This is a genomic window from Pseudomonas sp. Leaf15 (assembly GCF_001421425.1).
GTDB classification, from domain to species: domain Bacteria; phylum Pseudomonadota; class Gammaproteobacteria; order Pseudomonadales; family Pseudomonadaceae; genus Aquipseudomonas; species Aquipseudomonas salomonii.
The window spans coordinates 17,762-30,643 of record NZ_LMKI01000036.1 but is presented as its reverse complement, the minus strand read 5'-3'; the positions used below and the strand labels follow the sequence as shown (position 1 = coordinate 30,643).

11 protein-coding genes are annotated in these 12,882 nt (G+C 59.2%); all 11 read left to right on the top strand.

The window, feature by feature from the left end; genetic code table 11:
- Positions 1–474 precede the first annotated feature (474 nt).
- On the top strand, positions 475–2,700 hold the full coding sequence (locus ASE80_RS27630) for an NADP-dependent isocitrate dehydrogenase (RefSeq protein WP_056861701.1): 2,226 nt from the start codon (positions 475–477) through the stop codon (positions 2,698–2,700).
- A 229-nt stretch (positions 2,701–2,929) separates the two neighbouring features.
- The gene (locus ASE80_RS27625) at positions 2,930–3,376 is read left to right on the top strand and encodes an NUDIX hydrolase (protein ID WP_056861700.1); all 447 of its coding nucleotides are present in this window, start codon (positions 2,930–2,932) and stop codon (positions 3,374–3,376) included.
- A gap of 59 nt (positions 3,377–3,435) precedes the next feature.
- Entirely contained in the window at positions 3,436–4,560 is a 1,125-nt protein-coding gene (gene mnmA, locus ASE80_RS27620; protein WP_056861699.1) for a tRNA 2-thiouridine(34) synthase MnmA, read from the top strand.
- Complete coding sequence (gene hflD, locus ASE80_RS27615; RefSeq protein WP_017137510.1) at positions 4,557–5,180, top strand: high frequency lysogenization protein HflD; 624 nt, start codon at positions 4,557–4,559, stop codon at positions 5,178–5,180. The genes mnmA and hflD overlap by 4 nt, the downstream gene beginning before the upstream one ends.
- 124 nt (positions 5,181–5,304) lie before the next feature.
- Positions 5,305–6,675 carry an adenylosuccinate lyase gene (purB, locus tag ASE80_RS27610; protein ID WP_017737156.1) on the top strand — a complete coding sequence of 457 codons (1,371 nt, stop codon included), beginning with the start codon at positions 5,305–5,307 and terminating at the stop codon, positions 6,673–6,675.
- An 84-nt stretch (positions 6,676–6,759) separates the two neighbouring features.
- The gene (locus ASE80_RS27605; protein ID WP_056861698.1) at positions 6,760–7,926 is read left to right on the top strand and encodes a ribosomal protein uL16 3-hydroxylase; all 1,167 of its coding nucleotides are present in this window, start codon (positions 6,760–6,762) and stop codon (positions 7,924–7,926) included.
- Positions 7,919–8,341 carry a GNAT family N-acetyltransferase gene (locus tag ASE80_RS27600; protein ID WP_056861697.1) on the top strand — a complete coding sequence of 141 codons (423 nt, stop codon included), beginning with the start codon at positions 7,919–7,921 and terminating at the stop codon, positions 8,339–8,341. The genes ASE80_RS27605 and ASE80_RS27600 overlap by 8 nt, the downstream gene beginning before the upstream one ends.
- Positions 8,342–8,553: 212 nt before the next feature.
- Positions 8,554–9,291, top strand: a complete 738-nt coding sequence (locus tag ASE80_RS27595; RefSeq protein ID WP_056861696.1) for a secretin N-terminal domain-containing protein — start codon at positions 8,554–8,556, stop codon at positions 9,289–9,291.
- Between the two features lie 494 nt (positions 9,292–9,785).
- On the top strand, positions 9,786–11,111 hold the full coding sequence (gene aceA, locus ASE80_RS27590; RefSeq protein WP_003219577.1) for an isocitrate lyase: 1,326 nt from the start codon (positions 9,786–9,788) through the stop codon (positions 11,109–11,111).
- 642 nt (positions 11,112–11,753) lie between these two features.
- Positions 11,754–12,167 (top strand): NADH-quinone oxidoreductase subunit A, encoded by a 414-nt coding sequence (locus ASE80_RS27585; RefSeq protein WP_003219575.1) that lies wholly within the window; start codon positions 11,754–11,756, stop codon positions 12,165–12,167.
- 10 nt (positions 12,168–12,177) lie between these two features.
- A complete protein-coding gene (locus ASE80_RS27580; protein WP_012724951.1) occupies positions 12,178–12,852 on the top strand; it encodes a NuoB/complex I 20 kDa subunit family protein in 675 nt (224 codons plus the stop codon).
- The last annotated feature ends 30 nt before the right edge of the window (positions 12,853–12,882 follow it).

Here is a 12,882-nt window from a genome sequence, read left to right as displayed (position 1 = left end):
TTGAACATCTGGCTGCGTTCGAGCCTACTCCAGATAAATGGCGACTGAAACCTCACGCCATGCTCATTTGCATCGAAAACAGCATAATTTGTCGCCTACAAGCCTGAAAGCAAAGACAAAATCGCCAATCTTGAGCACATCGTGCGACTTTGGTCGCAGTCTGGGCCCTGCGACCTTTAGACCAATGGACGACACACCTTTTGTATGAAGGCTCGGCGTAAGCATAGCGACCTATGTATAATGCCGCCGCTGACCAAAGAGTCACGACGGCGGACCGCTCTAGAACAAAGCCTTCCGCTACAAAGCAGGACTAATACAATAGTCCACCCGCTTGACGCTCGACTGATGCAAACCAACATCACCGCGAAGAAACCTCGACATTTCGCTCATGGATGACTTTGAACGAACGCGCTCCACCCGGCGCATCTCGAGTTTCTGCGCACGCTTTCAGCAAAGAAGAGAGTTAATCCGAATATGCCCACCCGCTCGAAGATCATCTACACCTTCACCGACGAAGCCCCAGCCCTCGCCACCTATTCACTGCTGCCTATCGTAGAGGCCTTCACCGCTTCCGCTGATATTGCTGTGGAAACCCGCGACATTTCCCTGGCCGCGCGCATCCTCGCAAGCTTCCCCGAGCAACTGGGCAACAAGGCAATCGCGGACCACCTCGCCGAACTGGGCGACCTGGCCGTTACGCCTGAAGCCAACATCATCAAGCTGCCTAACATCAGCGCCTCGACCCCGCAGCTGCAAGCGGCGATCAAGGAACTGCAAGCCCAGGGCTACGCCCTGCCGGACTACCCGGAAACCGTAACCACCGACGCGGAAAAAGAAACCCGCGCACGTTACGACAAGGTCAAGGGCAGCGCCGTGAACCCGGTACTGCGCGAAGGCAACTCCGACCGCCGCGCCCCGCTGTCGGTTAAGAACTACGCGCGCAAGCACCCGCACAAAATGGGCGCCTGGGCTGCCGACTCCAAGTCGCACATCGCACACATGAGCAACGGCGACTTCTACGGCAGCGAAAAAGCCGTGCAGATCGAAGCCGCTGACGCGGTAAAAATAGAACTGATCGCCAAAGACGGCACTGCGACCGTCTTGAAAGAAAAGACCTCGGTACAAGCCGGCGAAATCATCGACACCGCCGTGCTGAGCAAAAAAGCCCTGCGCGCGTTCATCGCCGCTGAAATCGAAGACGCCAAGCAGCAAGGCGTGCTGCTGTCCGTTCACTTGAAAGCCACCATGATGAAGGTCTCCGACCCGATCATGTTCGGCCAGATCGTTGCCGAGTTCTATAAAGACGCCCTCGCCAAGCACGCTACCGTGCTGGAACAGATCGGCTTCAACCTGAACAACGGCATCGGCGACCTGTACGCTCGCATCAAGGCGTTGCCGGCCGAGCAACAAGCGCAGATCGAAGCTGACATTCAGGCGGTCTACGCCGCTCGCCCTTCCCTGGCGATGGTCAACTCCGACAAAGGCATCACCAACCTGCACGTGCCGAGCGACGTCATCGTCGACGCCTCGATGCCGGCCATGATCCGTGACTCCGGCAAAATGTGGGGCACCGACGGCCAGCTGCACGACACCAAGGCGGTGATTCCGGATCGCTGCTACGCCACCATCTACCAAGCCGTCATCGAAGACTGCAAGGCCCATGGCGCTTTCGACCCAACCACCATGGGCAGCGTGCCAAACGTTGGCTTGATGGCCAAGAAAGCCGAAGAGTACGGTTCCCACGACAAGACCTTCCAGATCAAGGCTGACGGCGTAGTCCGCGTCACCGACAGCAAGGGCACCCTGCTGATGGAACAGGCTGTTGAAGCCGGCGACATCTTCCGCATGTGCCAGACCAAAGACGCGCCGATCCAGGATTGGGTCAAGCTCGCCGTCAACCGTGCTCGCGCCAGCAACACCCCGGCCATCTTCTGGCTGGACCCACAGCGCGCGCACGATGGCGTGGTGGTCGAGAAAGTTCAGGCTTACCTGAAAGACCACAACACCGAAGGCCTGGACATCCGCATCATGTCGCCTGTCGACGCGATGAAGTTCACTCTGGAGCGCACCCGCAAGGGCCTGGACACCATCTCGGTGACCGGTAACGTACTGCGCGACTACCTGACCGACCTGTTCCCGATCATGGAGCTGGGCACCAGCGCCAAGATGCTGTCGATCGTGCCGCTGATGAACGGTGGCGGCCTGTTCGAAACCGGCGCCGGCGGTTCGGCGCCGAAACACGTGCAGCAACTGGTTGAAGAGAACTTCCTGCGCTGGGATTCCCTGGGTGAGTTCCTGGCCCTGGCCGCATCCCTTGAGCATTTGGGTGTCACCTACAACAACCCGAAAGCCCTGGTGCTGTCCAAGACCCTGGACCAGGCCACTGGCCAGTTCCTGGACAACAACAAGTCGCCATCGCGCAAAGTCGGCAACATCGACAACCGCGGCAGCCACTTCTACCTGGCGCTGTACTGGGCTCAAGCCCTGGCCGCTCAGACTGAAGATACTGCACTGCAAGCGCAGTTCGGCGAACTGGCCAAAACCCTGGCCGACAATGAGGCAACCATCGTTGCCGAGTTGAACGCCGTACAGGGCAAGCCAGTGGACATCGGCGGCTACTACGCGCCGAACCCGGAGCTGACCAGCAAAGCCATGCGCCCAAGCAACACCCTCAATGCGGCGATTGCCAAGTTGAAGTAAGGTTGTAAGGATGCAAAGAAGCCCCGGCCATGTGCCGGGGTTTCTGTTTGTACCTATCACCTATTTGATTGAAGAAACCCAATCAAACTGTGGGAGCGGGCTTGCTCGCGAAAGCGGTGTACCAGTCACCGATGCATAAATTGACCCACCGTATTCGCGAGCAAGCCCGCTCCCACACTGACTGTAATCCGGCCCAAAGACCGCGTCGCATCCTGAATCGAGGCATCCAATGACCTGGCAACCCCACATCACCGTCGCCACTATCGTCGAAGACAACGGCCGCTTCCTGATGGTCGAGGAGCTCAAGGGCGGCCGCGCCGTGCTCAACCAGCCGGCTGGCCATCTGGACCCACATGAAACCCTCACCGAAGCGGCCGTGCGCGAAACCCTCGAAGAAACCGGCTGGGACGTCGAGGCCACCGGTATTGTCGGCATCTACCTGTACACAGCGCCCAGCAATGGCGTGACTTATCAGCGCGTATGCTTTACCGCCAAAGCCTTGAAACATCACCCCGACTACACACTCGATGAAGGCATTGTCCGCGCCCGCTGGCTGACCCGTGAGGAGCTGATGGCCCTGCGCGACGACTGGCGCAGTGAGCTGATCATCCGCTGTATCGACGATTATCTGGCCGGCCAGCGCCATAGCCTCGAATTGATCCGCCCTTCTCTTTAGCCTTGCGGGCGTGAGCCTGTTAGAATCGCGTCCTTTTTCAAGACACCCGTTGAAACCCTATGCGTGATCCAGCCCCTTCTGACACACAAAAGAAGCGCGTCATCGTCGGCATGTCCGGCGGCGTGGATTCTTCCGTTTCCGCCGTTCTGCTCATGGAGCAGGGTTATGAGGTGGAAGGCCTGTTCATGAAGAACTGGGAAGAAGACGATGGAACGGAATATTGCACCGCCATGGACGACCTGGCCGACGCCCAGGCCGTGTGCGACAAGATCGGCATCAAGCTGCACACCGCCAACTTCGCCGCCGAGTACTGGGACAACGTGTTCGAACACTTCCTCGCCGAATACAAGGCCGGTCGTACGCCGAACCCGGACATCCTGTGTAACCGCGAAATCAAGTTCAAGGCGTTCCTCGACTACGCCATGATCCTCGGCGCCGACCTGATTGCTACGGGCCACTACGTGCGCCGTCGCGACGTCGATAACCGCACCGAACTGCTCAAAGGCCTGGACCCGAACAAGGACCAGAGTTACTTCCTGCACGCCGTCGGCGGCGAACAGATCGCCAAGACCCTGTTCCCGGTCGGCGAGCTGGAAAAACCCGAAGTGCGCAAGATCGCCGAAAAACACGGCCTGGCCACCGCCAAGAAAAAGGATTCCACCGGGATCTGCTTTATCGGCGAGCGCCGCTTCAGCGACTTCCTCAAGCAATACCTGCCGGCGCAACCGGGCGAAATCAAAACCACCGACGGCGAAGTGATCGGCCGCCACCATGGCCTGATGTACCACACCATCGGCCAGCGCCAGGGCTTGGGCATCGGCGGACTGAAAGACGCCGGCGAAGAGCCGTGGTACGTACTGGTCAAGGACCTGGAAAACAATGTGCTGGTGGTGGGCCAGGGCAATGAGCACCCACTGCTGTTCTCGGGCGCCCTGCTGGCCTCGGAAATCTATTGGGTCAACCCGATCGACCTGAGCACGCCACGCCGCCTGACCGCCAAAGTGCGCTATCGCCAGAGCGACCAGCCCTGCACCCTGGAAAAAACCGCCAGCGGCTACCGCGCCACGTTTGATGACCCGCAACGCGCGGTCACGCCGGGCCAATCGGTGGTGTTTTATGACGGCGAAATTTGCCTGGGCGGCGGCGTGATTGAAGTCGCCGAAGCCTGGAGCAACCCGGCATGAGCCCGACCCAGGAGCAATTGACGGCACTCGGCGGGGTCTTCCTCGCCGCCGTGCTGGTCGACAAGATCGCCAAGACCGGCCAGGTGACCGAAGCAGGCCTGACCTGCATGCTCGGCAGCCTGCTGATCCGCGACCCCAAGGACACCCTGGAGGTGTATGGCGGTGACGACCTGGCGCTGCGTGAAGGTTACCGTGCGCTGATCGGCGCCCTTGAGCGCGACCCAAGCACCTTGCAACGAGAGCCGCTGCGCTATGCGCTGTCGATGCTCGGCCTTGAGCGGCAACTGGCCAAGCGCGACGACCTGCTCGAAACCATCGGCAAACGCCTGCCGCAGATTCAATCCCAGGTGGAACACTTCGGCCCGGCCCACGAAAACGTGATTGCCGCCTGTGGTGCGCTGTACCAAGACACGCTGAGCACCTTGCGCCAGCGCATCCAGGTGCACGGCGACATGCGCAACCTGCAGCAACCGAACAACGCCTCGAAAATCCGCGCCCTGCTCCTGGCCGGTATTCGTTCGGCGCGGTTGTGGCGTCAGTTGGGCGGTCACCGCTGGCAGTTGGTGATCAGCCGACGCAAATTGCTCAAAGAGCTTTACCCGTTGATGCGCAACGAATAAGTCGCAGCAACCCGCTTTTTTATAGCCTCACGCGTAATACGCCGGTCAGTTGGCGACGGACCGGCGAATTTTTTCATGTATGATACGCGCCCCATTTCGTTGCCCGACTGTCCGAGAACACCCCATGCAGCTCTCTTCGCTCACTGCGGTTTCCCCTGTTGACGGCCGCTACGCCGGCAAAACCCAGGCCCTGCGCCCTATTTTCAGCGAATACGGCCTGATCCGTGCTCGCGTTCTGGTTGAAGTGCGCTGGCTCCAGCGCCTGGCCGCTCACCCTGCCATCAGCGAAGTGCCGGCGTTTTCCGCCGAAGCCAACGCTGTATTGAACACCCTGGCGGAAAACTTCTCCCTGGAGCACGCCGAGCGTGTGAAAGAGATCGAGCGCACCACCAACCACGACGTCAAAGCCATCGAATACCTGCTCAAAGAGCAAGCGGCCAAGCTGCCGGAACTGGCCCAGGTCAGCGAGTTCATCCACTTTGCCTGCACCAGCGAGGACATCAACAACCTGTCCCACGCCCTGATGCTGCGCGAAGGCCGTGATGACGTGATGCTGCCACTGATGCGCCAGACCGCCAACGCTATCCGCGAGCTGGCCATCCGCTTCGCTGACGTGCCGATGCTGTCGCGCACCCACGGCCAACCGGCTTCGCCGACTACCTTGGGCAAAGAACTGGCCAACGTGGTGTATCGCCTGGAGCGCCAGATCGCTCAAGTCGCGGCCGTGCCGCTGCTGGGCAAAATCAACGGCGCCGTGGGCAACTACAACGCCCACCTGTCGGCCTACCCGGAAATCGACTGGGAAGAAAACGCCCGCGCCTTCATCGAAGACGAGCTGGGCCTGGGCTTCAACCCCTACACCACGCAGATCGAACCCCACGACTACATCGCCGAGCTGTTCGACGCGATTGCGCGCTTCAACACCATCCTGATCGACTTCGATCGCGATATCTGGGGTTACATCTCCCTGGGCTACTTCAAGCAGCGCACCATCGCCGGCGAGATCGGTTCGTCGACCATGCCGCACAAGGTCAACCCGATCGACTTCGAAAACTCAGAAGGCAACCTCGGTATCGCCAACGCCCTGTTCCAGCACCTGGCCAGCAAGTTGCCGATCTCGCGCTGGCAGCGTGACCTGACCGACTCCACCGTACTGCGTAACCTCGGCGTGGGCTTTGCCCACAGCGTGATCGCCTACGAAGCCAGCCTCAAAGGCATCAGCAAGCTTGAGCTCAACGCGCAGAAGATCGCCGCTGACCTGGATGCCTGCTGGGAAGTGCTGGCAGAGCCGATCCAGACCGTGATGCGTCGCTACAACATCGAAAACCCGTACGAGAAGCTGAAAGAGTTGACGCGCGGCAAGGGCATCAGCCCTGAAGCGCTGCAAACTTTCATCGATGGCCTGGACATGCCAGCCGCTGCCAAGGCCGAGCTGAAACTGCTCACCCCGGCCAACTACATCGGCAACGCGGTAGAGCAAGCCAAGCGCATCTGATCAGCGCGCGACCCTTTGAGACGCCCGGCCGCGCCGGGCGTTTTTATTCCTGTCTTAAAAGTGCTTTCTTTCAATAGGTTACACATGAATCCTGATATTCCTCTTCAACTTCTGGGCGGCATCACGGCACGGGAATTCCTGCGCGACTACTGGCAGAAAAAACCGCTGCTGATCCGTCAGGCCATCCCTGATTTCGAAAGCCCGATCGACGCCGACGAACTGGCCGGCCTGGCCCTGGAAGAAGAAGTTGACTCGCGCCTGGTGATCGAACACGGCGAGCGCCCATGGGAACTGCGCCGCGGCCCGTTCGCCGAAGATGCGTTCAGCACGTTGCCAGAGCGCGAGTGGACCCTGCTGGTGCAGGCCGTCGACCAATTCGTACCCGAAGTTGCCGAGCTGCTGGGGCACTTCCGCTTTCTGCCGAGCTGGCGCATTGACGATGTAATGATCAGCTTCGCCGCACCCGGTGGCAGTGTGGGTCCGCACTTCGACAACTACGACGTGTTCCTGCTGCAGGCCCAAGGCAAGCGCAACTGGAAAATCGGCCAGATGTGCAATTCCGAAAGCCCGCTGCTGCAACACGCCGACCTGCGCATCCTGGCGGAATTCGAACAGAGCGAAGAATGGGTACTGGAACCGGGCGACATGCTTTACCTGCCGCCGCGCCTGGCACACTTCGGCATCGCCGAAGATGACTGCATGACCTATTCGGTGGGCTTCCGCGCACCGAGCGCTGCCGAAGTGCTGACCCACTTCACTGACTTCCTCAGCCAGTATCTGACCGACGAAGAGCGCTATACCGACGCCGACGCCCAACCGGTCAGCGACCCACACCAGATTCAGGCGGACGCACTCGACCGCCTCAAAGGCCTGCTGGCCGAGCACATGAGCGACGAGCGCATGCTGCTGACCTGGTTCGGCCAGTTCATGACCGAGCCGCGCTACCCGGAACTGGTCGCCGGTGAAGAGCTGGGTGAAGAAGACTTTATCAGCAGCCTGGAAAACGGCGCGATTCTGATCCGCAACCCGAGCGCGCGTATGGCGTGGTCTGAAGTCGACGATGACGTACTGCTGTTTGCCAGCGGCCAGAGTCGTTACCTGCCAGGCAAACTGCGCGAACTGTTGAAACTGGTCTGCTCGGCCGACGCCCTGCACAGCGAAAACCTCGGCACCTGGCTGGCCGACGAAGACGGTCGTGACCTGCTGTGCGAACTGGTCAAGCAAGGAAGCCTGGGATTTGCCGATGAATAAGATTCACGTAAGTGTCGCGGACTGGCAAAAGGATATCGCTGAGATTCGGCGCATTCGTGAGGCGGTGTTTATCGCTGAACAATCGGTTCCACCGGAGCTGGAGTGGGATGCGGATGACGCCGACGCGATGCATTTTCTTGCATTCGAAGGCGATTTTCCGATTGGCACCGCTCGCCTGCTGCCTAGCGGCGAGATTGGTCGCGTGTCGGTACTCAAGGACTGGCGCGGGCTGAAGGTCGGCGACAAACTGATGGAAGCCGTGATCGGCGCGGCCGAGAAACGTGGCCAGACCAGGCAGTTCCTGAGTGCGCAGGTGTACGCGGCGCCATTTTATGAGCGGCTGGGTTTCACGATCGTCAGCGATGAGTTCCTGGAAGTCGGGATTCCGCACGTCGATATGGTGCGCGAGGGCTGATTCGAGATCGAGTCGCCCCTATCGCAGGCAAGCCAGCTCCCACATTTGGAATGCATTCCTCTGTGGGAGCTGGCTTGCCTGCGATAGCGCCATCAGCAACTCCCAAAATGCCCTGCCTGCCAGGGCATTTTGCCGTCTACGATTCAACTTGCGACCTGCCAGGCCGACAAACTGGCACTATCACGCCTAATTGACTCGCAGAGATAACGGACATGTCCCTACGCACCCTGCTCACCGCCCTCCTCTTCACTGCCAGCGCCTGCGTCATGGCCGACACCGAAGTCGTCAACCTGAGCAACCGCACCAGCGCCGACCTGCTGCCCGTTGCGCAAAACTTTATCGGCAAGGACGGCACCGTCAGCGCCTACGGCAACCAGCTTATTGTTAAAGCGGACCCCGGCAAGATCCAGGACCTGCGTGCCTTGCTTGCACAGCTGGACACACCCGCCAAGCGCCTGCTGATCACCGTCGACAGCAACGAAAACAACCAACAAAACAGCGGCGACAGCCAAACCCGCATCATCAGTTACGGCACCGCCAGCCGCGACGGCGGCATTCAGCAGATCCAGGCCAGTGAGGGCGTGCCCGCGCTGATCCAGGTCGGCCAGAGCGTGCCACTGACCACCACGCAGCCAGACGCCTACGGTCGCCCGCAAAACCAGACCCAGTATCGCAACGTCACCCAGGGCTTTTACGTCACTGCCAGCGTCACGGGCGAGACCGTACACCTGGCCATCAGTACCAACCGTGACCGAATGAGCCAGGAACGTCCCGATGTAGTGAATGTGCAAAGTACCGACACAACGGTCAGTGGCCGCCTGGGTGAATGGATTCCACTGGCAGGCATCAATCGCGAGACCCAGGCCGACAAATCCTCTACAACCCGCAGCTACTCTACTCAGGGCCGCGATGACCTGACTTTGCGGGTCAAGGTCGATACGCTGAACTAAAGCACCAAAAACTGACTGGCGAGTCGCATTAGACTAAAGATGTAGTGCCTGAAAAAAAGCACTACAAAACATTTGACGAGCCAAAAAAGCCTGTGCATGATGGCCTCGCTCCCGCTAATCAGGGGCCCTGGCAAGGGCCTTCGGATCGCCGCTCTAAGCTACCCACCTGAGCCGATTCGTGTCTGTACCGCCCACAAGGTGTGTTTGACGTTGGTTGCGACTGGAACGAAGTTGTCCCGAGGGACGGAAGCTAACCAGGTAACCCGGCTACACACTGATGGATCGTACCAAGGCCCACGACGCCCGAAGACTGTTCGCAGTTTGCCCTTACCTGCTCAATTCCTCCTCTCGCAACGCGTTCATCCCGTCGCCTTCCCCGTCGAACCTGACTTGGCCGCCCAAGCTTCTGGTCAGCGAGCCGCCACAACCACGCACTTGATACGTGGCTGGCAAATGGAATTTTCCACCCAGACCTATGCGACGAGGTTTTCCCCATGGCACTGACACGCGAACAGCAAATTGCAGCCCTTGAAAAAGACTGGGCTGAAAACCCACGCTGGAAAGGCGTAACCCGCGCTTATTCCGCTGCTGACGTCGTCCGCCTGCGTGGCTCGGTTCAACCTGAGCACACCTTTGCAAAACTCGGCGCCGAGAAGCTGTGGAAGCTGGTCACCCAGGGTGCCAAGCCGTCCTTCCGTCCCGAAAAAGATTTCGTCAACTGCATGGGCGCCCTCACTGGCGGCCAGGCAGTTCAACAGGTAAAAGCCGGTATCCAGGCGATCTACCTGTCCGGCTGGCAAGTGGCTGCGGACAACAACTCCGCAGAATCCATGTACCCCGACCAATCGCTGTACCCGGTGGACTCCGTGCCGACCGTGGTCAAACGCATCAACAACTCGTTCCGCCGCGCCGACCAGATCCAGTGGAAAGCCGGTAAAGGCCCGGGCGACGAAGGCTACATCGACTACTTCGCGCCAATCGTGGCTGACGCAGAAGCCGGTTTCGGCGGCGTACTCAACGCCTACGAACTGATGAAGAGCATGATCGAGGCAGGCGCTGCCGGCGTGCACTTCGAAGACCAACTGGCGTCGGTGAAAAAATGCGGCCACATGGGCGGCAAGGTACTGGTTCCGACCCAGGAAGCCGTACAAAAGCTGACTGCTGCACGCTTGGCCGCTGACGTTGCCGGCACGCCGACCATCATCCTGGCGCGTACCGACGCCAACGCGGCCGACTTGCTGACCTCCGACTGCGACCCGTACGACCAGCCATTCGTGACTGGCGAACGCACCCAGGAAGGCTTCTATAAAGTACGCGCCGGTCTCGACCAGGCGATCGCCCGTGGCCTGGCTTACGCGCCGTATGCTGACCTGATCTGGTGCGAAACCGCCAAGCCGGACCTGGACGAAGCGCGTCGCTTTGCTGAGGCGATCAAGAAGGAATACCCGGACCAGCTGCTGTCCTACAACTGCTCGCCTTCTTTCAACTGGAAGAAGAACCTGGACGACGCGACCATCGCCAAGTTCCAGCGCGAACTGTCGGCCATGGGCTACAAGCACCAGTTCATCACCCTGGCCGGCATTCACAACATGTGGCACAGCATGTTCAACCTGGCGCACGACTACGCCCGCAACGACATGACTGCCTACGTGAAACTGCAGGAGCAAGAGTTCGCTGATGCCGCCAAGGGTTACACCTTTGTGGCGCACCAGCAGGAAGTGGGCACCGGCTACTTCGACGACATGACCACCGTGATCCAGGGCGGCACCTCGTCCGTGACCGCGCTGACCGGCTCGACCGAAGAAGAGCAGTTCCACTAAGCAGCGAGTACACGGCCAGTGCGGCCCCACGGAAGACCTAACCGCACTGCCGCTTGATCTGACGCCCCGACTGGTTCGGGGCGTTTTTTTGCCTGCTTGAAAACACCACACGCCTACTGTGGGAGCTGGCTTGCCTGCGATAGCGGTAGATCAGTTGAAAATCTGCCACTGACCCACCGCTATCGCAGGCAAGCCAGCTCCCACCTTAACCGTGTCGAATCTTAGGGGTTTTGCGCAAAACATTGACCCAGAGCGGTATTTGCCTGAATCAAATCGGTTAAAAGATCCCCTCCAGCAACTAGCCGCAATCAAGCAAGTAACAATAACTTCCCACGCCACACGAGAAACATTCGCTTAAACCCCGCGCAAACAATATTCATTATCATTTGGCCGATGAAAACTTCTTTACCGCTTAAACAAAACACATTTGATTAAATGCCCGCTAATCCCCGCCCCACAAGGGCTACAGCCCCAAGAAGGTGCACTATGTGCTTATTCCATCGAATAATTTCGCTATAGGAATTTTACTTGCCCGGTGTTTAGCCATAAAATCACCGCGATTGATTGCGCTGCGACATATCGTCACTGCATCGTTACTTTTTCGAGCTCAGAGACCTTTGCTCTCTGTTAAGGATTTCCAGCATGACCGAAGCGACAGGACTCATGGCCCACAACTGGGGCTTTGCCATTTTCCTCCTCGGTGTTGTCGGCCTTTGCGCCTTCATGCTCGGCGTCTCCAGCCTCCTCGGGTCAAAAGCCTGGGGCCGCAGCAAAAATGAACCGTTCGAGTCCGGCATGCTGCCTACAGGTGGCGCCCGCTTGCGGCTCTCAGCCAAATTCTATCTGGTCGCGATGCTGTTCGTGATCTTCGATATCGAAGCCCTCTTTCTCTTTGCCTGGTCTGTGTCCGTCCGCGAAAGCGGCTGGACCGGATTCGTCGAAGCCCTCGTTTTCATAGCAATTCTGTTGGCAGGCCTTGTCTACCTATTCCGAGTGGGCGCCCTTGACTGGGCTCCGGAAGCTCGTCGTAAGCGGCAAGCGAAGCTGAAACAATGAGGCTTTGGCGATGCAATACAATCTCACCAGGATCGACCCGGATGCTCCTAACGATCAGTACCCTATCGGCGAACGGGAAACCGTTTCCGATCCGTTAGAAGATCAAGTCCACAAAAACATTTACATGGGCAAACTCGAAGACGTGCTGAGTGGCGCGGTCAACTGGGGGCGTAAAAACTCCCTGTGGCCGTACAACTTCGGCCTTTCGTGCTGCTACGTGGAAATGACCACCGCCTTCACGGCGCCCCACGACATCGCGCGCTTTGGCGCCGAAGTTATCCGGGCATCACCGCGCCAGGCGGATTTCATGGTTATCGCCGGCACCTGCTTTATCAAGATGGCGCCGATCATTCAGCGTCTCTACGAGCAAATGCTCGAGCCAAAGTGGGTTATCTCCATGGGTTCGTGCGCCAACTCCGGTGGCATGTACGACATCTACTCCGTCGTTCAAGGGGTGGACAAGTTCCTGCCCGTGGACGTCTACGTGCCTGGCTGCCCGCCCCGCCCTGAAGCTTTTCTGCAAGGCTTGATGCTGTTGCAGGAGTCGATTGGCAAGGAGCGTCGTCCGCTTTCCTGGGTGGTCGGTGATCAAGGCGTTTATCGCGCCGAGATGCCGTCACAAAAGGAACAGCGCCGCGAACAGCGAATCGCAGTCACCAACCTGCGCAGCCCCGACGAAGTCTGATCCAGCCCGCTTCTTTTATAGAACGAAAAC

Excerpts from the sequence above, each read along its gene's own strand:
- ASE80_RS27625 (WP_056861700.1), top strand. The coding sequence starts at position 2,930 with ATGACCTGGCAACCCCACATCACCGTCGCCACTATCGTCGAAGACAAC.
- mnmA (WP_056861699.1), top strand. The coding sequence starts at position 3,436 with ATGCGTGATCCAGCCCCTTCTGACACACAAAAGAAGCGCGTCATCGTC.
- ASE80_RS27595 (WP_056861696.1), top strand. The coding sequence starts at position 8,554 with ATGTCCCTACGCACCCTGCTCACCGCCCTCCTCTTCACTGCCAGCGCC.
- ASE80_RS27605 (WP_056861698.1), top strand. The coding sequence starts at position 6,760 with ATGAATCCTGATATTCCTCTTCAACTTCTGGGCGGCATCACGGCACGG.
- ASE80_RS27600 (WP_056861697.1), top strand. The coding sequence starts at position 7,919 with ATGAATAAGATTCACGTAAGTGTCGCGGACTGGCAAAAGGATATCGCT.
- ASE80_RS27580 (WP_012724951.1), top strand. The coding sequence starts at position 12,178 with ATGCAATACAATCTCACCAGGATCGACCCGGATGCTCCTAACGATCAG.
- purB (WP_017737156.1), top strand. The coding sequence starts at position 5,305 with ATGCAGCTCTCTTCGCTCACTGCGGTTTCCCCTGTTGACGGCCGCTAC.
- aceA (WP_003219577.1), top strand. The coding sequence starts at position 9,786 with ATGGCACTGACACGCGAACAGCAAATTGCAGCCCTTGAAAAAGACTGG.
- ASE80_RS27585 (WP_003219575.1), top strand. The coding sequence starts at position 11,754 with ATGACCGAAGCGACAGGACTCATGGCCCACAACTGGGGCTTTGCCATT.
- hflD (WP_017137510.1), top strand. The coding sequence starts at position 4,557 with ATGAGCCCGACCCAGGAGCAATTGACGGCACTCGGCGGGGTCTTCCTC.
- ASE80_RS27630 (WP_056861701.1), top strand. The coding sequence starts at position 475 with ATGCCCACCCGCTCGAAGATCATCTACACCTTCACCGACGAAGCCCCA.